The organism is Psychrobacter maritimus, assembly GCF_904846345.1.
In the GTDB taxonomy this organism is placed as follows: Bacteria; Pseudomonadota; Gammaproteobacteria; order Pseudomonadales; family Moraxellaceae; genus Psychrobacter; species Psychrobacter maritimus.
This window is the reverse complement of record NZ_CAJHAJ010000005.1, coordinates 141,460-163,757: the sequence shown is the minus strand read 5'-3', so window position 1 is coordinate 163,757 and position 22,298 is coordinate 141,460. Positions and strand designations below refer to the sequence as shown.

The 22,298-nt window shown below is 42.9% G+C and carries 20 protein-coding genes; 12 read left to right on the top strand and 8 right to left on the bottom strand.

Features of this window, described 5'->3' with window-relative positions; all coding sequences use genetic code 11:
* Positions 1–236: 236 nt before the first annotated feature.
* Entirely contained in the window at positions 237–2,057 is a 1,821-nt protein-coding gene (locus tag JMX50_RS08705; RefSeq protein WP_201629243.1) for an acyl-CoA dehydrogenase C-terminal domain-containing protein, read from the bottom strand.
* 440 nt (positions 2,058–2,497) lie between these two features.
* On the opposite strand from JMX50_RS08705, the gene JMX50_RS08700 reads away from it, so the two are divergent.
* Positions 2,498–3,625, top strand: a complete 1,128-nt coding sequence (locus JMX50_RS08700; RefSeq protein ID WP_201629242.1) for an FUSC family protein — start codon at positions 2,498–2,500, stop codon at positions 3,623–3,625.
* A gap of 93 nt (positions 3,626–3,718) precedes the next feature.
* Here the strand turns inward: JMX50_RS08700 and aroE are convergent, their stop codons facing one another.
* Positions 3,719–4,579: a shikimate dehydrogenase gene (gene aroE / locus JMX50_RS08695; RefSeq protein WP_201629241.1), complete on the bottom strand. Its 861-nt coding sequence runs from the start codon at positions 4,577–4,579 to the stop codon at positions 3,719–3,721.
* Positions 4,580–5,111: 532 nt separating this feature from the next.
* Here aroE and JMX50_RS08690 point away from each other — a divergent pair.
* Together JMX50_RS08690 and JMX50_RS08685 are read left to right on the top strand one after the other, a co-directional pair.
* A complete protein-coding gene (locus JMX50_RS08690; protein WP_201629240.1) occupies positions 5,112–5,783 on the top strand; it encodes a hypothetical protein in 672 nt (223 codons plus the stop codon).
* Positions 5,784–5,798: 15 nt separating this feature from the next.
* Positions 5,799–6,803 (top strand): aminotransferase class IV, encoded by a 1,005-nt coding sequence (locus JMX50_RS08685; protein WP_201629239.1) that lies wholly within the window; start codon positions 5,799–5,801, stop codon positions 6,801–6,803.
* On the opposite strand, the gene JMX50_RS08680 is transcribed toward JMX50_RS08685, so the two are convergent.
* Entirely contained in the window at positions 6,800–6,994 is a 195-nt protein-coding gene (locus JMX50_RS08680) for a DpnD/PcfM family protein (RefSeq protein WP_201629238.1), read from the bottom strand. The two genes, JMX50_RS08685 and JMX50_RS08680, sit on opposite strands and share 4 nt — an antisense overlap.
* A gap of 184 nt (positions 6,995–7,178) precedes the next feature.
* On the opposite strand from JMX50_RS08680, the gene JMX50_RS08675 reads away from it, so the two are divergent.
* Positions 7,179–7,745, top strand: a complete 567-nt coding sequence (locus JMX50_RS08675) for a hypothetical protein (protein WP_201629237.1) — start codon at positions 7,179–7,181, stop codon at positions 7,743–7,745.
* Here the strand turns inward: JMX50_RS08675 and JMX50_RS08670 are convergent.
* Positions 7,737–8,501 (bottom strand): DpnI domain-containing protein, encoded by a 765-nt coding sequence (locus tag JMX50_RS08670; protein ID WP_201564403.1) that lies wholly within the window; start codon positions 8,499–8,501, stop codon positions 7,737–7,739. The two genes, JMX50_RS08675 and JMX50_RS08670, sit on opposite strands and share 9 nt — an antisense overlap.
* Before the next feature lie 171 nt (positions 8,502–8,672).
* On the opposite strand from JMX50_RS08670, the gene mltG reads away from it, so the two are divergent.
* Both mltG and tmk read left to right on the top strand, forming a co-directional pair.
* Positions 8,673–9,971 carry an endolytic transglycosylase MltG gene (gene mltG / locus JMX50_RS08665; protein WP_201629236.1) on the top strand — a complete coding sequence of 433 codons (1,299 nt, stop codon included), beginning with the start codon at positions 8,673–8,675 and terminating at the stop codon, positions 9,969–9,971.
* A 186-nt stretch (positions 9,972–10,157) separates the two neighbouring features.
* The gene (tmk, locus tag JMX50_RS08660) at positions 10,158–10,790 is read left to right on the top strand and encodes a dTMP kinase (protein WP_227670999.1); all 633 of its coding nucleotides are present in this window, start codon (positions 10,158–10,160) and stop codon (positions 10,788–10,790) included.
* A gap of 127 nt (positions 10,791–10,917) precedes the next feature.
* Here tmk and JMX50_RS08655 read toward each other — a convergent pair whose 3' ends face one another.
* Positions 10,918–13,227 carry a cation:proton antiporter gene (locus JMX50_RS08655; RefSeq protein WP_201629234.1) on the bottom strand — a complete coding sequence of 770 codons (2,310 nt, stop codon included), beginning with the start codon at positions 13,225–13,227 and terminating at the stop codon, positions 10,918–10,920.
* An 886-nt stretch (positions 13,228–14,113) separates the two neighbouring features.
* On the opposite strand from JMX50_RS08655, the gene JMX50_RS08650 reads away from it, so the two are divergent.
* The 4 genes from JMX50_RS08650 (at position 14,114) to purC (ending at position 18,374) form a co-directional block, all read left to right on the top strand.
* Positions 14,114–15,568, top strand: coding sequence for a Do family serine endopeptidase (locus JMX50_RS08650; RefSeq protein WP_201564659.1), 1,455 nt, complete (start codon positions 14,114–14,116; stop codon positions 15,566–15,568).
* A gap of 607 nt (positions 15,569–16,175) precedes the next feature.
* Positions 16,176–17,081 carry a 4-hydroxy-tetrahydrodipicolinate synthase gene (gene dapA, locus JMX50_RS08645; RefSeq protein ID WP_201629233.1) on the top strand — a complete coding sequence of 302 codons (906 nt, stop codon included), beginning with the start codon at positions 16,176–16,178 and terminating at the stop codon, positions 17,079–17,081.
* Between the two features lie 123 nt (positions 17,082–17,204).
* Complete coding sequence (locus JMX50_RS08640) at positions 17,205–17,525, top strand: hypothetical protein (RefSeq protein WP_201618962.1); 321 nt, start codon at positions 17,205–17,207, stop codon at positions 17,523–17,525.
* 135 nt (positions 17,526–17,660) lie between these two features.
* Entirely contained in the window at positions 17,661–18,374 is a 714-nt protein-coding gene (gene purC, locus JMX50_RS08635) for a phosphoribosylaminoimidazolesuccinocarboxamide synthase (protein ID WP_201618963.1), read from the top strand.
* A gap of 105 nt (positions 18,375–18,479) precedes the next feature.
* Here the strand turns inward: purC and JMX50_RS08630 are convergent, their stop codons facing one another.
* On the bottom strand, positions 18,480–18,998 hold the full coding sequence (locus JMX50_RS08630; protein ID WP_201629232.1) for a hypothetical protein: 519 nt from the start codon (positions 18,996–18,998) through the stop codon (positions 18,480–18,482).
* A gap of 211 nt (positions 18,999–19,209) precedes the next feature.
* Here JMX50_RS08630 and JMX50_RS08625 point away from each other — a divergent pair, with 211 nt between their 5' ends.
* Both JMX50_RS08625 and cutA read left to right on the top strand, forming a co-directional pair.
* Positions 19,210–19,866 carry a DNA-3-methyladenine glycosylase gene (locus JMX50_RS08625; RefSeq protein WP_201629231.1) on the top strand — a complete coding sequence of 219 codons (657 nt, stop codon included), beginning with the start codon at positions 19,210–19,212 and terminating at the stop codon, positions 19,864–19,866.
* Between the two features lie 52 nt (positions 19,867–19,918).
* Positions 19,919–20,230 (top strand): YqfO family protein, encoded by a 312-nt coding sequence (gene cutA, locus JMX50_RS08620; RefSeq protein ID WP_201629230.1) that lies wholly within the window; start codon positions 19,919–19,921, stop codon positions 20,228–20,230.
* Positions 20,231–20,239: 9 nt separating this feature from the next.
* On the opposite strand, the gene JMX50_RS08615 is transcribed toward cutA, so the two are convergent.
* Together JMX50_RS08615 and JMX50_RS08610 are read right to left on the bottom strand one after the other, a co-directional pair.
* A complete protein-coding gene (locus tag JMX50_RS08615; protein ID WP_201629229.1) occupies positions 20,240–20,611 on the bottom strand; it encodes a hypothetical protein in 372 nt (123 codons plus the stop codon).
* A gap of 262 nt (positions 20,612–20,873) precedes the next feature.
* Complete coding sequence (locus tag JMX50_RS08610; RefSeq protein ID WP_201629228.1) at positions 20,874–21,536, bottom strand: hypothetical protein; 663 nt, start codon at positions 21,534–21,536, stop codon at positions 20,874–20,876.
* Between the last annotated feature and the right edge of the window lie 762 nt (positions 21,537–22,298).

Below are 22,298 nucleotides of genomic sequence, written 5' to 3'. Positions count from 1 at the left end.
GCAAACTGCTGATGGGATAAGTTTTTTGTAGCCTCTGTCACGCTTGCGAACAGCAAGCAAGAAAAATTTATCCCAACAGCACGAGGGTATTAACGTATTGACTGTATTTCTAGCTTTAGTATTTCCAGTTCTAGGATTTTCTAACTTTTAGTTAAGCATAAAAAAGCGCCTAAATAATAGGCGCTTTTCTTATTAATTATTAACTAATTAATGCGTTTACAATCTTAGTCATAATTTTAATCTAAGAAAGCAAAGTTCTCAATCTTCATCGCTGTCATGCTATCGCTTGGTGCGACCATGGCTTCAGCGTGACCTGAAGTACGTGGCAACAATTTATCGAAATAGAATTCAGCGGTTTGGATTTTGGCTTTATAGAATTCTGGAGACTCAGTGCCGCCATTTTTAAGCTTGTCATAAGCGACAGCCGCCATACGCGCCCAGTGATAACCCATCATTACATAGCCTGAGTACATCAAGAAATCGTCTGAAGCCGCTGAGATGATTTCACGGTCTTTACGTGCCATCAGCATCAAGCGTACCGTCAAAGTGTTCCACTCAGCACATAGTTTGGTCAATGCCCAAACGAATTTACGCATGTCTTTATCAAGCGCGTACTCGCCACACCATTTCATGATGCTTGAGGTGTAATCACGGATGATTTTACCTTTAGACTGCAAGATAACCTTACGACCTAATAAATCAAGCGCTTGAACGCCAGTGGTACCTTCGTACATAGTGGCGATACGAGCATCACGAGCGATAAGCTCCATGCCCCATTCTTTGATATAGCCGTGACCACCGTAGATTTGCTGACCGTGTTTCGCCGCTTCAATACCAAGCTCAGTTAAGAAGCCTTTTAGGATAGGCGTGTAGAAGCCTAGTTTATCATCCCATTTTTCAAACTCAGCATCATCACCGTTGGCAACGCCTTGCGACATTTTATCGGCATAGCGCGCTGAGTGATAAATCATCGAGCGACCACCTTCAGCAAAGGCTTTTTGGGTCAATAGCATACGACGTACGTCGGCATGATGAATGATCGCATCAGCAACTTTTTCAGGGTCTTTGGTACCTGATAAGGTACGCATAGAACGACGGTCTTTCGCGTATGGTAGGGCGTTTTGGAAAGACAGCTCAGTGTGCGCTAGACCTTGGATACCAGTACCGATACGGGCGGTATTCATAAAGGTGAACATGGCTTTTAGGCCTTTGTTTGGCTCACCGATTAAGTAACCAACCGCGTCATCAAAGTTTAAGACACAGGTTGATGATGAGTTGATACCCATTTTGTGTTCAATAGAACCACAAGCCACGCCATTACGCTCGCCTGATTCGCCTTCAGCAGTTGGCAAGAATTTTGGTACGATAAATAATGAGATACCTCGCGTGCCTTCTGGCGCATTTGGTAGACGGGCTAAAACGATATGAACGATGTTATCGGTTAAGTCATGCTCACCGCTTGAGATGAAAATCTTTGTACCGCTAATTTTATAAGTACCGTCATCTTGCGGGATGGCTTTTGATTTAACTTGTCCCAAATCGGTACCACACTGTGGCTCAGTCAAACACATGGTACCGGCCCAAGTGCCTTCGACCAATTTAGGTAAGTAAGTCGCTTTTTGCTCGTCCGTACCATACTGTAGTAAAGTATTGATACAACCCGTTGATAGACCAGGGTACATCGCCCATGGCCAGTTAGCCGTACCAATCATCTCAGCTTTAATAAGGTTGATTGACATCGGTAAGTTCATACCGCCGTACTCTTCAGGGTACGAGATACCTTGCCAGCCGCCTTCAACGAACTGATCATAAGCTTCTTTAAAGCCTTTTGGTGTGGTCACTACACCATTTTCAAAATGACAGCCTTCTGCATCTGCTGGCTGATAAAGTGGTGCAAGGACGTTTTCGGCAAAATCAGCCATGCCCTGCAAAATCATATCGACCGTTTCAGGGTCAGCGTTTTCGCCATTGTCCAAATCTTTATAATGCGTTTGGAAGTCGAAAACATCATTTATCAAAAACTTGATATCACGCAAAGGTGCTTTGTAAGTTAACATAGTCGCTCTCTTTGGTTATTCGCTATCATAGACGGTCAGCTCAATATGTGAGCCACGGCTTATGTAAACGGTTGTTCAATTATTTGGGGTAAAGGTTGACAAGATTATAGATTGTCATGCAGTTTTATTAAGAACAGCTTATCCATTTAGAGAACCGTTAAGGCGTCCTTGATAAAAATTAGCTGTTGTGGCATTGATGTCAGTATAAATCTTCTATAGCGACAAATATACAACTAATAACTAATATTCATTATTATATAATAAAAACAAAACATTTGGTTATAGATGTAGAATATTGTTTTGAATGACCCTTTTTATTTTGAACTGTCTATAACTCGCATAATGGGGTTTAAAGATAGATGATAGTAGCAAAAATATTTAAGAATATGATTTACATGAATGAATAAGATGAATGATGAATGAATAAAGGAAAGCCAATTATGAGCGCATCAAAGCGCAAGGTAACGCCATCATTTTGGCTAACAGCACTATTTGCTCGCCTCAAAAGCCTCATCGACGGTGAGCTCAATCACTTACTCACCGTCAACCGCAGCAAGCGGCCTTGGCATATGCCAATTATCGCGGCGATTGCTATTAGCTTCCCGGTGTTTGCGGGTGCTTACTTTGACGCCTTACCGTCCGGTATCAAGGCGTCTTTGGGGGCGATGGTTATTTTAAATACGCCCTTAGTCGGTAAGCTGCCGTATCGCTTGGTGACGGTGATGGCATGGGGCTTTGCAATGTCGTTGTGTTTTGCCCTCGGTTTGATAGCACAGCAGATTCCAATATTAAAATTGCCGATATTTACCTTGATGGCTTTTGGTATCGTGATTTTTGGGCGTTATTATCGCCAGCCGCCGCCGGCAGGATTGTTTGTGCTGATGGCGGGTGCGATTGCGCTATTTATACCGCTACCTTTAGAAGACATTATGCCCGCCACGGGGCTGGTAATGCTTGGTAGTGGTTTTGCCTTAGTGATGTCGCTGCTATATTCGCTGTTTTTATTGGCAACGCGTCCGGCGACCCCAACGCCCACTTATCGTTATGAGCCCGATACCATTACTGAAAGTATCATTGTCGCCGGTTTTGTCAGCTTAGCGTTACTTATCGCCATCACGCTACAATTATCTAATCCGTATTGGGCGGCGGTTAGCTGCTTTTTGATTGTCCAAGGTATCCATTTGCGTACCATGTGGATTAAACAAATCCATCGCTTGCTTGGCACTTTATTAGGCGTGGGGCTGGCAGGTTGGATGCTTTCATGGGGCTTGTCGATATGGGGCGTGGCGCTGGCGATATTGGGCTTGATGCTCTGTATCGAAACCTTGGTCGACCGTCATTATGGCTTAGCCGTGATATTTATTACGCCGCTGACGATATTTATCGCTGAATACGGTAGTGGTTTACCCTTTACGGAGCAAGCCTATCAAGAAGTCATTTTGGCGCGTTTGTTTGATACTATTATTGGTTGCTTGGTCGGCCTAAGCGGCGGGGTAGTGATACATTCTACCAATTTACGGGTGCCAATGCGCCGGATGGAAAATTGGTTACTGGCGCGTTTTGGATAAAGGAACGCTTTTTAAATGACAACATAGACAATTAAGAAGCCGTATGCGCAAGATTCATACGGCTTTTTTAATTGTTACTCTAAATAATTCCAACTAATGCGTTTGTAAAATTTCAGTGACTTTTACCACATTAATCGTATGTCCCGTCCAACGCTCAAAGCTTAACGCCGCTTGCCCGATAAGCATGCCATAACCATCAGATGTTTGTGCGCCGCGCTCGGCAAAATGCTGCAAAAACGGCAACGCGCGGCCATACATCATATCGTAAGCATAATGGCCGCTGAGCTTATCGTTAAGCGGCAGCGTATCGCCAGATAAACCAATCGAGGTGGCATTGATGATGATATTAAAGTCACCGCTTAATTCATCAGTGCTACAGGTTCTAAGCTGCTGCTGAGCAATCGTCTCACTTGCTGCGCTCAGCTCGTTGACCAAGTTCGTCGCCTTGCTCAATGTGCGATTGGCAAGGGTTAGCTCGGTGATACCGGCTTCAATCAATGGCAGTATAACGCCGCGCGCCGCGCCGCCTGCGCCGATAAGCGCCACGCGCGCGCCCTTTAGTGGCCAGCCCAAGCTTGTGATGTGGTTAACCAAACCTTGGCCATCAGTATTATCACCATATATGGCCTCAGCTATCGGCGTGCCACTTTTTAACAGCGCTTTATTTAGCAGCAAGGTATTGACTGCGCCAGCGACCTTGGCGTGCTCAGACAAGCCGCCACGCGCCACGCAGCAATCATAAGCAACTTGTTTAAATGGTACCGTCACATTGGCACCGACACCGCCACCTTGAAAAAAAGCCTCAATCACCGCCGTAAAACTCGCCGCATCATCAGGACAATACTGACGTTGATAGCTAATCTCGATACCTGCCTGCGCTGCAAATTGCGTATGGATTTCAGGGGATTTGCTGTGGGCAATTGGATTGCCGATAACGATAAAATGCTGGGTCATAAAAGGTCCGCTGGCTAGAAGAGGCAAAATAGTGAAAGAGGCAAAACAGTGGCAAAATTAACAGGCGATAATTTATAAAAATAGATAACCCATTTATCATAAGGGATAACGCTATCTTTGACAAACGTGTGCTGCGCCAACAAATCGTTAAATAAAGGCTGTTTTTACCTCGTGAGGTCTTTAACAAATCTGTACTCTGTGGGAGTGCTATCCGTAACGTAAAGGGTGGTCAAGTGTTAAGCAGTTGGGTAAACTAGGGAGCATTAAGATTTCAGGCTGCCCTAGTTATTGTGGACAAGTCATGATAAAAAAACCATTGTGAACAAGCCAATGAATTGTAGAAGTGTAAAAGCAAGATAAGAAAATATAAGAATATGATAAAAAACCAGTTGCTAAAAAAGCGCGCGTCAACAGGTTAATAATAAAACGTATCACGATACAATCTTAACAGACATTGTTCATTATCAGCGGCATCGCTGTCCGCTCGTTAATACCATTTTCAGACCTTTATAAAAGTGTGAGTAAATTGCCCATGTGGAATAATAGCCTACAGACCCTTATGGTCAGTACGATAATGGCAGTTGGCGTGTCTTTGAGCGCCTGTGATAGCAACAAAGAGAGCGTCACAATTGAAGACGCCAGCGCTGAGAAGAGCGAGCAGACCGTCGCTGAGCCGACTAAAGAAGAAAACACCACCGCGCACGCTGACTTAGATGGCGCAACCGCTCAACAAGGTACGCCAGTAAAATATGATGTCGCCTCATGGGGCACGGGCAAAGTAAAAACCCTCAACGTTGACGAGCTGAGCGAGATAAAATCAGCGTTTGGTAAGGTGGTCAGCACCGATGAAAACAGCTTAGACTACGCCAGTAATCCGGCATCCAAATATCGCTTTATGAAGGCCGATGCGCCGTATCTAGACCTGATTGATTCTGAAAAATATCTCGAGCTTGGCTGGTATTTTGCCAATCCGACAGACTCTGATAATGAAAAAAAGCTTAGTAAAAACCATGCCAAAAAGTCTTATCAGCTGGCGCGCCAATTGATGGGTGATGAAGGCGGTAAGCTGGTCGCTGATATGCTCAATGGTCAAATCGTCAAAAATAAAGTCATTGGCGGTCAAAAAGTAGAGTTGGCAAAATGCGAGTTTTATAGCTGTATGCTAGTGATTAATAAATCCGCTGCTCAAACCGCTGATAAATAAGCGGGGCTAGCCTTGATGTCGCCCAATAGCTGGATATGCTTACATCCATCAAACGCTACGACAGATGCTGCAAAGCTCGCTATGTCCTTAGACAATCGCGGATTGGCATACGGCGATGGTTTTTTTACCACTATGGGCGTCATTGATGGACAGATATTGTGGTTGGACTATCATCAGCAGCGCCTTAATTCTCATGCGATAGCCTTACAACTGCAGCTGGACAGCGACGCATTGTTAATAATATTAAAGATGCATGCCAAGCAATTACAGCAAGGTATGCTAAAACTGATCGTGACGCGTGCTGCCCAAGAAGTTCGTGGTTATGGTTATATAACAAATACTGCCGGCAGTGCTTGCGAGGTTTGGCTGAAATCCTCGCCAATGAGTATTGCTACTGTGCAATCGCTGTCTTTGCCTGATGGGAAACTAATTCCGCTACAACCTACCGCTGCCGGCATTTGCTTGTCCTCTCAAATTGCTTGCCTACCGCCACCGCTAGCTGGATTAAAAAGCTTAAATCGTCTGGATAATGTGCTGGCAAGTGGCGAGCTGCACGCTATCAAAGCCAAAGCATTGGAAGACAATATCAAACCAAGCATCGGTGAAGGTCTGTTACGCGATATGAGCGGACACTGGGTTGAGGGAACGATGAGCAATGTGTTCTATCAGCTCTCCGATTCACGCTTGCTAGAATCGCCATCATCAGAGATAAACGATACCGTTAATGCTAATAAAGACAACGTTGAAAAAAATAAGTCTGATAAAGATAAAGCAAACTATTTAACCCAAGGTCAATGGTATACGCCATCAATGGCGCAATCGGGCGTCGCTGGCGTGATGCGGCAAGTCATTATCAATGGGTTATCGACTAGCAAAAACCCTATTATCATCAGGTCGTTACAAGATGAGGATTTACCCCATTTAAGCCAGCTGTTCTTTTGCAATGCGCTACGCGGTATTATGCCAATGACCAGTCTGAGGTTATTTTCGGGTGAAGTGGTAAGTTTTGAAGCGATTTAACCGTATTTAAAAATATTAAATTTGGTGTCAATTAAGTTATCAGGATATAAAACAACCTCTTCATTGCGATACAGTTCTTGCGCTTTTAATAGTGCTTCTTGCTCGTTTTCTGCGCTAATTTCCACGAGGTTACTTAGCGTCTCGACAATCTCTATCTGAAAGGTTTTCTCTGCTTTCTTATCGTTTTTCATCATCATTATTCTCAATACACGCTTATCAAAATTTCTTTAGGATTTATATCCGCTAGCTTAGCAAAGGCGCTTAAAAAGAAGTGATCGTCTTTTGTGACAAAGACTTGTGCGCTCAGGCAAATCGATCAATGATATTTTCTCAATCATAAAGGTTCAATAGCGCCTTTTAAAAGGAGGAATATCGATGCATCCAATTTATGAAGAAAGCAGGATTCCAATACAAATTCGTCGCTTGATGGTTTTTGATGAAATTTGCAAATTAGCAAAAGAACAACCTGACGAAATTATTCATTTATCACGATTTACCCAATTATCGCTCGGCGTTATGTATTTAAAAGACTTTAAGAGATTTATTGCCTTTGGCGGTGTGTTTGAGTATGCAGAAACACAAGAAGAAGTTATCGAGCAACGTATTAAAGTCTTTCCTAACGATGAACCAGTAAGGCGTGCGTTAACAGTCAGTTTAAAGCAGTTTACTAAGCCTGCTCGCACATCATTGCAGCTAGTATGGCATTGGAATAACTATGTTAAAAATAGAATGCACGCTTATGTAGATTATCGAGAAGAGCACTTTTTTAAAATCAATGATGAAATTGATTGGGAGTATCCACCGCATAAGTTTCATGACCGTTTAGTTGCATCGGCACGTTTACCATTATGGGACGATAGGGATGAGTTGATAGCTGATGTCTATCGCGATAAGAAAGGGCAACCGAGAGCTGAGCGTTATAACGAAAAGCGTTTAATATAATTTGCGATAGTGCCCACGACCGGCAAATTCAATAATGCCTTTATCGCGTAATACTTGTAATTGCTGACGGATTTTATCTCTAATATGGTTGTTTTCAGGATGTTTGAGTTTTAATAAGTCAGCAAACGCATAAACCTGATTGAGAGAAAAATTAGCATCGAGTTTATCGATACATTGCCAAACATCCAACGTCCAACCACGTGTCTGCTGTGATTGCTGACGCAGAAATAAGGTTTTTTGAAATTGCTCGGTGACATCATCGCGTGGTATGACTTGCTGGTCTTTGACCAAAAATACTTTTCCCGATTCAGGCACTTTACGCAAATCAATATTGCAGCCGACCCAACCAGCGCGTTTGGCAGTGATGGATAAAGGCTTGCGTTTTATAATCATGTCCGGCTTAAAGAACTGTTTGGGAATGATTAAAAAGTTATTCACGCTCAATGCTTGAGAATACGTTAAAAAGAAAAAGTTTGGATTGTTGTCGCTGTTGATACGTTCAATCATGGTGTCATAAGCGCCATCATTAATAATCTGACTTAATTTTGCCTTTTTACTTTTTAGCTCATATTCCTCACTGCAATGTCCGCAATAAAAATCAGCAACAGGCTTGCCGTTCGTAAATTCAGCCAATGGTTCGGCATTACAATTAGGGCAATAACTTTGCTTAGCGACCCAATCTTCACTGAGCACTCTAATGATTTGGCTTGCTGACTGATAGTTTTTGGCAAGACTTTGATTGAAATTTAGGTTCATAATAAGTTTTCGTGACCAATGGGCAAGCGGGGAAATAACAATAAAAGAGGATGAATATTAAGCCATCACTCTCAAGCCAAATAGTAAGTTAATCGATAAGCTAAGCAAATACCATTGAAAATCACCCAGTTCAGTGCTAAATTCTAGCAAACTTCTGCCTCGCGAGTTGCCATGAGCAAGCCAACCCCTGAAATACCGCCTGAACGTCCTGATGAGCCACCAATAAACGACCATGACGGCACAGCTGATCAGCCTATCGATACCACAGCGTTGGACAAAAAACCCGTCATTGACGACGTTGCCGCAGAGGAAGTACCGGCGACGGATATCTCGCTCATTAGCGGTGATAATAAACCGCGCCACTATAAAGCCGATAATCCGTCGTTTTTTATGCAGCGCGGCTATCAGGTATTACTGGTGCTTGGGCTGATTGCAGCGTTTTTTTTGGTGATGGTTTATCAGACGCTGTTTGGACGTATTGAGCAGCCGCAGCAGATGGTGACGATTGAGGCGGGTCAGACGTATTATGGGCTACTGCCGCAGTGGCAACAGCAGATACCGCTGTTTTCTGCCAGCGTGGCTAAGCTGTATATCAAATCACAAGTCGATGGTCCGCTGCATGCTGGTATTTACCAATTACCAGAAAACCCGACCTTTGCTGAAACGCTGCACGTGCTTGGGCAAGGGGTAAAGGCGGCGATGGTAAAAGTGCAAATCATCGAAGGCAAAACCTCAAAAGATTTATATCAGGCGCTACGTGATAATAAAGGCATCAAAAAAGAAGTGCTGATTGATGAGAGTGGTAATGATAGAGACAATGTCGGTATTGCGCAGGCCTTGGATTTGGTCGGCATCTTGCCAGATTCGGTGGTCAATAGTAATGACCCTATCGTCAATCACAATCTTGAAGGTTGGTTTGCCCCTGATACCTATTATTATGGCGAAGGGAGCACGGATAAGCAGGTACTGACCGACTTGTATAAGCGTCAGCAGCAAGCATTGACCAAGGCGTGGGAGAATCGTGCCCCTAACTTACCTTATAACAGTCCATACGAAGCGCTAGTGATGGCATCGATTATCGAAAAAGAAACCAGTGTGGCAGAAGAGCGTCCTTTGGTATCGGCGGTATTTAATAATCGTTTGAATAAAAGCATGCGCTTGCAGACCGATCCGACCATTATTTATGGTATGGGTAGCCGTTATGAAGGCAATATTCGCCGCAAAGACATCGATGAAAAGACGGCTTATAACACCTATCAAATCGATGGTTTACCGCCTACGCCAATTGCGCTGCCATCTGCTGCCTCTATTGAAGCAACCTTGCATCCTGCCGATAGCGAAGCGTTATATTTTGTGGCAACCGGTAACGGCGGGCACAAATTTACCAATAGCTTAAATGAGCATAACCAAGCGGTCAGAGACTATCTAAGCGTCATGCGTCAAAAGAAAGCACAAACGCCGCCGCCGTAATTTAATCCTCTATATTTCCAAAAACCTATCGTGTACTGAGCGTTATGTCGTTATATAGCTATTTATATAACGGCATAACGCTCATCAATGACATAAGGTCATATCATGTCAGCATTACCAGAAGAATCATCGCAAATAAACGCGTCTAGCTATCCTATTAATACAGCGTCTACTAATACAGCGTCCATTCAAGGGCGCTTTATTAGCTTTGAAGGTACTGAAGGCGTTGGCAAGACTACCGCTATCGAGCAACTTTGTAACCAGCTACAAGCAAAAGGTGTCGACTATCTGCGTACCCGCGAGCCGGGCGGCAGTCCGTTTGCCGAGCAATTACGTGCTATTTTATTAGACCCTGATACCACGATTAATGATGATACTGAGCTGCTACTCATGTTTGCCGCGCGCTGTGACCATTTGCAGCAAGTGATTTTACCAGCGCTGCAACGCGGTACGTGGGTGATATGTGACCGCTTTACCGATTCGACCGTTGCCTATCAAGGTTTTGGGCGTGCTCATGGTGATAGTGCTGTACGCGCTAAAATTGATATGCTTATCCGTCAGTTTGTCGTACAGTTACCCGAGCTAACCTTATGGCTAGATTTGCCAGTATTAGAAGGGATGGCGCGCGCCAATAAACGTAGCGCCGCTGACCGTTTTGAGCAGCAGGCGACGGAGTTTTTTACTAGAGTGCATCAAGGTTTTAGTGTCCTTGCCAGCGAGCAGCCTGAGCGTATCCAGCGTATTGATGCGTCAGGTAGTGCCGAACAAGTCAGTCAACGTATCTGGCAAACCGTTCAGGAAAAATTTGCATTGGTGTAATGTTGTTTTAAAGCGAACAGATTAATACTATTTAGCATTATTATTGTTAGCCTACAGTAATTAAGCAAAAAGCCCTAACTGCTGAGTTGGGGCTTTTATAGTTTATGGGAAATTTTTCAAAACTGCGCTAGTCTTTATTTATATCAATGCTATCAATGCTATCAATGTTGTCGCCACTGGAGTCGGGTAAACGATTGGGGTCAAGCGCACCTTTTTTGGTTTTCGGCGCGCTGCCATTACCATTGGTATTGCTAGAGGTTTTGGTTTTCGAAGTTGCCGTCGCATTATCCGACATTACTCCTTTAGTTTTATGAGCATTGGTAACGTTAGTAGAATTAGCAGCGCCAGTAGAATTAGAATCTGCCGTTTGAGTCTCTACTTCTTTAGCATTAACCTCTGATGCTGGAGTTTTATTAGGCGTATGCGTAACAGTATCGGACGGATTTTCTTGCGCAGTTTTTATATCAGTATCCTTTGCCATATCCTCATGGACTTCTTTCGCCGTTGTTGAGGTAGATTCCGGCAGCGTGGTGTCATTACTAGCGCCCGTGAGCTCTGTTTCTTGACGCTTTTCAGGCGCTTTTGAGCTGGACTCAAAGCTGGCATCTGCCGCCGCCCGTGCTTGCTCTTGTTTCGGTGTTACATCGACCGGTTTTGGCTGTACTTCATCGTCGACGACCAATGAAATTAGCTTACGATCACGTGGTACCGTGCCATCGAAATTATCGGTAATCACGTGTAGCTTACCTTCTTTATCGACGGTATAAAGCGGTACAAATTGCTTATTATCGGCTTTATATTGCTCAAAGCTATAGCTGTCCGTGATATTGGTGATTTTAATACGCGCTTTTTTCGACAGCATACTGGCAAGCTTGGTATAAGTGACATCTTTGCCAAATAACCACTGCGAATGAAAATTGCCTTGCTTGTCATCGCGCTCGCTTTTGACTTTTTCATCACTGAATTTAAGGCGATACAGTTTGCGCTCGCCGAACTCATGACGATAGTGAATCTCGGACAAGGTATTCATCTCTTTATCCATACTCATGGCAAATAGGCGCCCGATACCGATAAGGTCTAAGTGATGGTCGGCATGGTCAGAGATGGGATTGCCAAAGTAGGTACGCAGACCGCTCATGCGCGCGCGGGCAATATTGGTGTAGTTATTGTGCGCGACGACGACATCAAAACCTTGGTCTTTTAAAGACGTTGCCACCAATAAAGCGATAGGGTTGGAGCCAACGACTAAGATACCATTGGTTTCAGGCTCACGTACGCCCAAGAAATTCCCAACCATTTTTGCGCCTAAGCCCTGAATCATTACCGTACCAATAATGACGAGGAAGACCAAGGGTACTAGCAGCTCAACACCTTGAATATCATACTCTTGCAAGCGAATAGCAAACAGTGAGGAGATAGCTGCGGCAACGATACCGCGTGGGCCAATCCAGCTAATCATCAGCTTTTCATTGGTTTTTAGATTGGAGCCAATAGACGAGGCCCATACTGATAAGGGACGTGCGACAAACATCACAATAGCCAGTAGCACCAGTCCAGCAAAGCCAACGCTCAGCAAACTTTCAAGCTCAACGCGGGCAGCAAGAATGATAAATAATACCGATACCAATAAAATGGTTAATGATTCATTAAACTCTAAAATTGTCTCACGTGGGAATTTTGGCCAGTTAGCCAGCGCCACTCCAAGTACGGTGACCGTTAATAAGCCAGACTCGTGTTCTAAATGGTTGGAGATAGAAAATAGTAGCAGCACAAAGGCAAGGGTAAAGACATTGCGTAAAAACTCAGGAATCATATGGCGGCGCATTAAAAATGCCAATGCCCACGCGCCAGCTAAGCCCATCGCTACCGCCAATACCACGATTTTGGCAAACAGCAAGATACTACTGGCTTCACCGCCTGAGATGATATATTCATAGACCAATACCACCGCAATCGCGCCGATAGGGTCGATGATAATTCCTTCCCATTTCAAAATGTTAGAAATGGTTTTATTGGGACGCACGCTGCGCAGCAACGGCATAATAACCGTTGGGCCAGTCACACAGACCAGCGCACCGAATAGCAAAGCAATCAAGGGGTCGACATCAAACAACAGGTAAGTCGATAGCGCCACAATCGCAATGGTAATAAGTACGCCGACCGACACCAGCATCTGTACCACAGAGCCGTGCTGTTTAATTTCATCAAACTCTAAAGTCAGCGAGCCTTCAAATAAAATAATCGCCACGCCCAACGAGATAAAAGGGAACATCAGCTCGCCGAGCACCAAGTCAGGGTCAAAAGCGCCCAATATCGGGCCAACAATAATACCAATCAGTAATAAAAACAAAATGGACGGTTGCTTTAAATACCAAGCCAACCATTGGGCGGCGATGCCAAGCCCAACCACGCCGGATAACAATAGGGCGGTATCCATAAATTAATCCTTTTATAATCTTGTCATATTTTATATCTATTAAGAGGCGTGCCACAGGCTATAGACGCTGCTGTCACTAGCTGTGGCAAAATTCGCCTTCATGAGCTGTCGCATATAAATCAAAGCATCAATCAGTAACATCAATGGCAGCATGAGCCATAGCATTGCTCAAAACAAAGCGAGATATGATATATATACGATATCGCAGTAAAGACAAAAGCTTTCCCAGATTAGTAAGCATAATCTAAAAAAGAAAAAGATGAAAAATAAGGTGATGATAGCCAATCTGATAACCTAATGACCTACAAAAATTAACTTTTGTTTGCCATATAAATTATTTGGCTTGTTATCATAACATGGTTTTATTTTATGTATTTCGAGGCTCTTTTTTCTGAGCGCTCTGAGCGGCTTTACTATCTGCCCATAAAGCTTTATCAAAGCAGCTACTAAGCGCATGTTATACATAAGGCAGGCTTGCGTTATTTTTTAGCATTGCTAGCATATAGTGGATTCACTTTAAAACAGAAGTAGGTAATGACATTGGCCATCCTTATGAGAGAAAAGAGAAAGTTTTATACCATAAGTCTAAAATGGACTGTAAACTAACAAACAGTCTACTTTGCAAGCTTGCATCGCTCGAAGCTATGATAAAAACCTGCGATAAAAGCATTCAGTAAATTTTTAATCTAAAAATATAAAGACCATTTCTTTAGATTTTAGTGAATAAGCAAGCTAAGCCATAGTTATTAGAATAAATAGGTTAGTACGATACCTTGATAAGATACGCCAAAACTATGCTTAATAACGGTCCTATTTAAACCGTTTATAATAATTAGTTTATAACGACTATAAGACCCATTATATGGAGGGTAACATGCCTAAAAATATGCCTATCAATATGTCTAAAGTACCAAATACGCGCAATTTGACGCGTTGGTTACAACAGAGCACCTTGGCACTTGCCGTAGCCACTACCATGGTTGCGGGTATCAATATAGCTACCGTACCGAACGCTGAAGCTGCCGTTACCACCGCAGATTTTTCGGGTTTGGTTCAGCAAGTTACCCCAGCTGTGGCGCGTGTAAATGTGACCAAAACCGTCAGCGAGGCTGAGCTTGCCAAAGCCCAGACCGCTGAGCTATTGCGTAAATTCTTTGGCGATCGTTTGCGTATTCCTGATCAAGCAGCGACGCCAGCGATTGAGCATGCTTATGGCACAGCATTTTTTGTCACCGCTGATGGCTATATGCTGACCAACCATCATGTGGTGGCAGGCGCGGACAAAATCAGCGTCACGCTTAATGACCGAACCGAGCTTGATGCGACTTTAGTAGGCAGCGATGAGCGCTCTGATGTGGCAGTATTAAAGGTCACGGGTCGTCAGTTCCCTTCGTTGCCAATCGGTGATTCCAATGCTTTAAAAGTAGGCGAGCCGGTATTGGCAATTGGGTCACCCTTTGGTTTTGATTATTCGGCATCGGCGGGTATTGTTAGTGCCAAGTCCCGTAATTTTTCGCGTGAGACCAGCGTACCCTTTATCCAAACTGACGTTGCCTTGAACCCTGGTAACTCAGGTGGCCCATTATTTAATCAGCGCGGCGAAGTGATTGGCATTAACTCGCGTATTTTTAGCGGTACAGGCGGTTATATGGGGCTGTCATTTTCCATCCCGATTGATGCGGCGATGGATATTTATGAGCAGCTAAAAAATAATGGTGAGGTCGCACGCGCTTATTTGGGCATTTATCCCCAAGATATTGACCGCAATTTAGCCGAGGCTTATAACTTAGCGCGTCCACAAGGGGCGTTATTGACGCGTGTGTCACCAGATTCGCCAGCGCAAAAGGCTGGGCTAAAATCAGGCGACATTATTTTAAAGTATAATGATATTCAAATTGTGGAAGCATCAGACTTATTAAACTTGATTAATCGAGCCCGACCTAATGATACATTTCGCGTCCAGATTCAGCGCGATGGTAAGCAATCTATCGTAACAGGCAAGCTCAGTAACGCCTCAAACGATATCCAGTCACAAAGTTCTGCTCAGCAAACTAACGGCATAAGCTTAGGATTGGCGCTGCGCAACTTAACGCCGGAGGAGCAAAGAGAGCTGGCGTCTGATAATAAGACGGGTGTATTGGTCACCGCCATTGAGCCGACAGGATTGGCAGCACGCTCTGGCATATTGGCCGGCGACGTTATCACTAACTTGCATCAAAAACCTATTAAAACGGTCAACGATTTTTCTAGCGCCGTTTCATTGTTACCCAAAAAAGGGGTGGTGACGCTTGAGATGATGCGTCAAGGTATTCCGGGTATTATCGGTTTGCGGATTGAGTAGAAAATATAGAGTAGAGAATAGAGAGTAGAGAATCTGAGCTATTAGAATCATAGATGATGATTAAGATAAATAATAAGGCGATAATTGGCTTGCTTGTATCGCCCGACCATCGATGTGTTGACGATTCGTTAAAATACCGGAAAAGGTTTTAGCGGTAATCCGTAATTACGCTACACTAACTGTTTAGTTTTCAGGCTAGGCTTGAAGGTCAAATAATGCCAAGCTTACATTGAAATCCTCTCGATGTTTGCTGCAAAATTGGCATAATAAAGTAGCGCTTAGCCTCTCAATGGACAGACGATTTTTTGCTTTATAAAGAGCTTAGGGGTTAATTGATTGATAGCGATAGAGCCAAAATATGCTACACTAACAGGCGTTTTTATGGCTAAGCATCAATCAGATTGGCCGCAGATAAAAATAGCGTTCATGACGTTATTATAAATCATGAATATCACCATCAAGCAAGGTATGACCTTTAACGTTATTTTCAATAACATAAATCATTATGCATTTGTGTTTATGACGATTATCTTTATCAGGGCACTTGCACACGACTTATCATGTGATAGCTTTAATAAAAGCTAGGATAATACAGTAAGGCACGGTTATGAGCACAGCATACGACGATATCAAAACCCGACTACAAGGCTCAATGGTAGCCTTGGTAACGCCCATGCATCCTGACGGCACGGTCGATTATAAACGTCTGGCAGACCTCATAGATTGGCAGATTGAGCAGGGCACGCATTGCCTTGTTGCTGTCGGTACCACTGGTGAATCAGCGACTTTGTCGATGCAAGAGCACAGCGATGTGATTCGCTATTTTGTGCAGCATGTCAAAGGTCGCGTGCCCGTAATTGCAGGTACTGGTGCCAATAACACCACTGAAGCCATTAAGCTGACTCAAGATGCAGCGGATGCGGGCGCAGACTGTGCGCTATTGGTTGCTCCTTATTATAATAAGCCGCCACAAGAAGGCTTGTTTCAGCATTATAAAGCCATCGCAGAAGCGGTAAAAATACCGCAGATGCTTTATAACGTACCGGGTCGTACCGTTGTTGATATTGCTCAAGAAACGGTTGAACGCCTTGCTGATATTGATAACATCGTCGCTATTAAAGACGCCACAGGTTCTACGATTCGCGGCGAGCAATTAATCAAAGCGGTCGGTGACAGAATGGTGGTGCTATCTGGTGATGATGGTACTGCCCTTGAATTGATGAAACTGGGTGGTAAAGGCAATATTTCAGTGACCGCCAACGTTGCCCCAAAAGCCATGAGCGAAACCTTTAGTGCGGGTTTACGCGGTGATTTTGATGCCGCTCATAAAGTCCATGACGTGGTAAAACACTTACACCGTGACCTATTTATCGAGTCAAGTCCTATCCCTGCCAAATACGCCCTACATAAAATGGGCATGATAGACACAGGTATTCGTCTGCCATTGGTATGGCTGGCTGAACAGCACCATGCAACGATTGATGAAGCCTTGATTCGTGCCAACTTACTCTAGATTTTTATCAATTCAATAAAATGTCGCTTATAGCTTAGCAAGAGTCTATTAAGTATTTTAACTATAAGCGCATTATCCAAATACGCACCAAATAAGCAATAACGGCTAACTCAGAGAGATAATATGATGACAGTATCATCAACCCCTGCAAAGATATTCCCGGCGCTGCTAACGGTAGTTTTGGGTAGTACGTTGGTATTGAGCGGTTGCCAAGCGACAAAAGAAGTGTTTGGCAAGCGTGATAACGGTAGTCTTGAGTATCAGCAAAGCAAAAAACTGGCGCCGCTACAGCTACCTGCTGAGCAAGAAACCGCGCCATTTGTGCCGTTATACCCAACCCCTAGTGCGGGCACAAATACGCTAAAGTTGCAAAACGAGTCAGGTAAGCAGTATCAATTGCCGAAACCTCAGCGTGCGGTTGCCGTTACCCAAGTTTCAGAATAAACCCTTTTTTATCCCTATCTGTACCGCTGGTTTTTTATTATGGTTAAGTATTTTTTCTTAACACCTTAATATAAAGCGCTTAGCGGTCGCTGCGCGTTTTTACCACATAAGCTTGAACGAACAGGAACTCCCCTCATGCAAAAGCAAGAACTGCTGTATAAAGGCAAAGCCAAATCTGTTTATGAAACAGAAGACAACGATCTGCTGATTTTACATTTCCGTGACGATACCTCAGCGCTTGATGGTAAGCGTATCGAGCAGCTCGCCCGTAAAGGCGTGGTGAACAACCGCTTTAACGCTTTTATTATGCAAAAATTGGCTGACGCTGGTATTGAAACCCATTTCGAAAAGCAATTATCAGATGATGAAGTGCTGGTTAAGCGCTTAGAGATGATTCCAGTTGAATGTGTGGTACGTAATTTTGCCGCTGGCAGTCTAGTGCGTCGTCTAGGTCTAGAAGAAGGGCAAGCTTTGACGCCGCCTACTTATGAGCTGTTCTATAAAGATGATGCGCTTGGTGATCCGATGGTTAATGAGTCAATCTCTATCTCTCTTGATTGGGCTAATGAGGCACAATTGGCGAAGATGAAAGAGCTGAGCCATCAAGTAAATGAAGTATTAAAAACTTTGTTTGATGCTGGTGATTTAATACTGGTAGATTTTAAACTTGAATTTGGCGTATTCCATGACCGTATCGTTTTAGGCGATGAGTTCTCGCCTGATGGTTGCCGTATCTGGGACAAAGCTACCAAGAAAAAACTCGATAAAGACCGTTTCCGCCAGTCATTGGGTGACGTGATTGAAGGCTATGAAGAAGTGGCAAAACGTATTGGCGTGCCATTAAGCTAAATATATCCAACTCTTCAATATTTAAGTAATAAAAAACTGAGCCATGTGCTCAGTTTTTTTATGGGGATAATCATTTTAAAAACGGTTATATTAAAGACAGCTATATTATTTGTCTTTACGCACTTCTTTGATTTTTTTCGCTGCCAGCTCCATCGCATCTGCGGCTTTATCAGCTAATGAGCCGACTACCTCTTTAGCTTTAGTTGTCGCAGTGTCTTTTAAAGAGGATTCTTTATCGTCTTTAGATTTAGAGTCATTGTTTTTACTGTCTTTATCTTCCTTATCAGAAGCGTCTTTATCTTTACTATTGTCTTTGTCTGATGATTTATCGTCTTTATTACCATTCTTATCTGACGTTTTATCATCTTTGCTGTCTTTGCTGTCTTTGCTGTCTTTGCTGTCTTTGCTGTCTTTGCTGTCTTTGCTGTCTTTGCTGTCTTTGCTGTCTGATTGATTGTTCTGTTTATCGTTTTTGCTATTAGCATCTTTATTAGCGTTGTTGTCTTTAGAGTCATTAGCAGCGTCGTTATTTTTCACCGCTGTGTTCTGATCCGTGTCCTTTTCATTGTTATTCTGCTGCTTATTGTTATTGTGCTTATTATCACTCGCATTAGAGTTACTCATTGTTATATCCTTTTGATTATGTATTTTAGTATTGGATGTTTTAATCTTAAATAGCGAGAGTCAAGATTACTATTAGAATGAGTTAACTGTCTGTATAGCATCAGTTGCAATAGGTAATAGCGTCTATCACCTAACGTCTTTCGGTGAGTTTTTATGCTAAATTTATACCGTCAATATAAAAATACCGTTATAAATCAAAAGGTCATCATAGATGCTAGCACCTAAGCAATCCGATATTCAATCCATAATTTTAGAACCTGCATGGTTTAATCGTCCAACTTGCGTGGTCGCGGCTGACTTGATTGGTAAGGTTTTATGTCGACAGCTAACCGATAGTGACGGCAAGCAAAAAATCCTGCGTATGCGTATCTCAGAAACCGAAGCCTACATTGGAGAAGGTGATGCCGCCTGTCATGCTCACGCCGGTACGCGTACTGCACGTACTGAGATCATGTATAACCAAGGCGGCGTGTTTTACGTTTATCTGACTTACGGTATCCATCATATGCTTAATTTAGTAAGTGGGCCCGCAGAGTCACCAGAAGCGGTGTTGATACGGGCAGGCTTTTTTACAGAGGATAGTGAGCGCTTGCTTGACGAGCAATTACTGAGCGCAGATAAGCCATTAAGTCCTCTAAAAGAAATAAAACAATTGGCCGGGCCCGGCAAGTTGACCAAACATTTGCAAATCGACCGTAATTTATATGGCAAACCCATTACGCTTGTATCAGGAGTTTGGATTGAAGATGATGGCTGTCAGCCGCCAATATCACTGCGTCCACGGATTGGGATTGATTATGCAGGCGAGGCGAAAGATTGGTTATTGCGCTATATCTGGACCGACCATCCTTCATTATCTAAAAAATAGTAAGTTTATAGCTGATAGTAATTTTTCTAAATAGGCTCAAAGGAGATAATCTATGTATAAATTAACCGTTTTTATTCCAGATTCGGCGTTAGAACCAGTAAAGTCTGCCTTGTTTGCAGCGGGTGCTGGCAAGATTGGCAATTATGAACAATGCTGCTGGCAAGTGCAGGGGAGCGGGCAGTTTATGCCGTTGGCAGGCAGTCAGCCAAATATTGGGGCGCAAGATAAACTTGAAACCGTTGATGAATGGCGGGTAGAGATGGTCGTTGCTACTGCTCGTATTGAGGCAGTTATCGAGGCATTAAAGCAGGCGCATCCTTATGAGACGCCTGCTTATGATGTGATTGAGGTGTTAGATTTTTAACACCTGTTATCAATCTTCTTTGATTTTAATCACGTTATAGCTCGGATAGCCAAGCTCGATTTTATAGTCTTCACTGCCGCGTCGGGCTTTTACTTTTATTTTACTGTCGCCTTTTTTATATTTGACGTCTTTGACTCGGTAACCCATGCTACTGACTTTATTAGCCGCACGTTGCTCGATAGCAGGCTGATAAAGCTCTTTATCAATGGATTTGATGTTTTTTTTGTGTTTCTTGTAGACCTTGGTGTCTTTATAAATGTCCTCGTAAAGGTCGCCATAAGCGTTGTAATCGGGTGCGGTAACACAGCCTGTCGTGATGGCTAATAACGCGGCAATCGTACTACTCGCAGCGGTGGTTTTTAATAAAGTAAATTTTTTCATAATATCCTCTTATGATGTTAAAGGCGTTAGCAGTGATGCTATATAAAATCTTGCCATACAAATCATGTTATCAAAAGCTATGTCATCAAAAGTCGTGCTATCGAAAGCCATGTTATCAAAAATCAAGCTATAAAAAATGGTCACATAAACCAAGGGCTGGCTTATGTGACCAAAGGCACCAAGTAGTCAACGATGCCAAAATCTCTAGTTAATGCATTTACTGCTTAAAACATTTCTTGCAAAAGTTTATACAGCTTGAATACTAATCTTTCTCAACCTTGATGACATTTAAGTTTGGATAGCCAAGTAAAATCTCATATTCTTGCGAACCACGCTTGGCTTCAATCTCAAACACGCCGCGACCGTTCTTTTCTTCCAGCTCAATATCTTCGACGCGGTAGCCCATCGATCTTACCTTGTTAATAGCACGTTGTTTAATGGCTGGATAGCGCGAATCTCTTTTGATGCTGTTTTCAATATCATCGTTTTTATAATGCTTGTTATTTTTATATTTGCCATTATTTTTATATTTGTCTTTCTTATAGTCGTTTTTATCATATCTATCATCTTGCCAGATGCTAGTAGAGGCTCTTTTATTTGAGCTAATGAGTCTTAAATCAGGATAGGTATATTTCAGCTCATAAGTTTGATTGTTCTTTCTAGCAATGGCAGTGATGGCTCGATTGCCACGATAGTTATCAGCACGGATATCCATAACCTGATAGCCTTTGCGGCGTAGGTCATTGCGCAGGGTTTGGTTAACACGCTTATAGTCAACATTGCCATAATCGCTGTTACCGCCATATATTGGGTAATCTTCGTAACCTGGACCGACAACGGCACAACCGGCAACTGTCCCTAACATTGTCAGCGCCAGACCGGCAGATATTGCTGTCTTAAATGAGAAAGCGGGTAGAATTTTCACGATAAAATCTCCTTTGGTATAGCATATCTGAGTAAGGCAATGTTATTAATAAGCCTTATCTTAATCCAACTTATACTTGTCATACTGGTATTTATCAGGCTTAAATTTTTAATAGTGACTGGTTATATATCTGTTATATATAAAGAGCTAAAGACTCTATAAAGGTTATGAAGCAAAAGATTACGGAGCAACATTCTTATAGAATCGATATTTGTCTCTTAGTCTTGAAATATTTTCTTACATACACATAGTAAGACTTAAAACTCATTAATACATGTCATTGGTGTTAATAAGTTGTAAATTTTGCAAATATTTGCGTAAGCATTCGACACTTTAGGTGACCAAGGTGTTGCTAACGTTAGCAAACATCGATAATAATTTTAGTATTTAAATAATTTATAGAAAATCATTAAATATGTCATTTAACGATAATAATATTATTATCAATAACTTGAATCATATTACCGGTCATTTTTATAATTGACGTAAGCATATGCTTACACGCAATGACGCTTACGCGACTTAACAGCAGCCTTATAATTTGACACTATACACACACGGCATAAGGGAATGTGACTCAAGGATTGAGTTGACCGTATTAAGGATAATAGTTCGATTTGCTGGCATCAGGATGATAATAGCAAGTGGAATAAGGACACATGACCCGTGTTGCAGGCAGATAATGCCAATAGTAGTGTGAAGAAATGGGCAGGATGCCCGGCTATCACAATATACTTAATATCCTGCAAGGATGCAGTGATT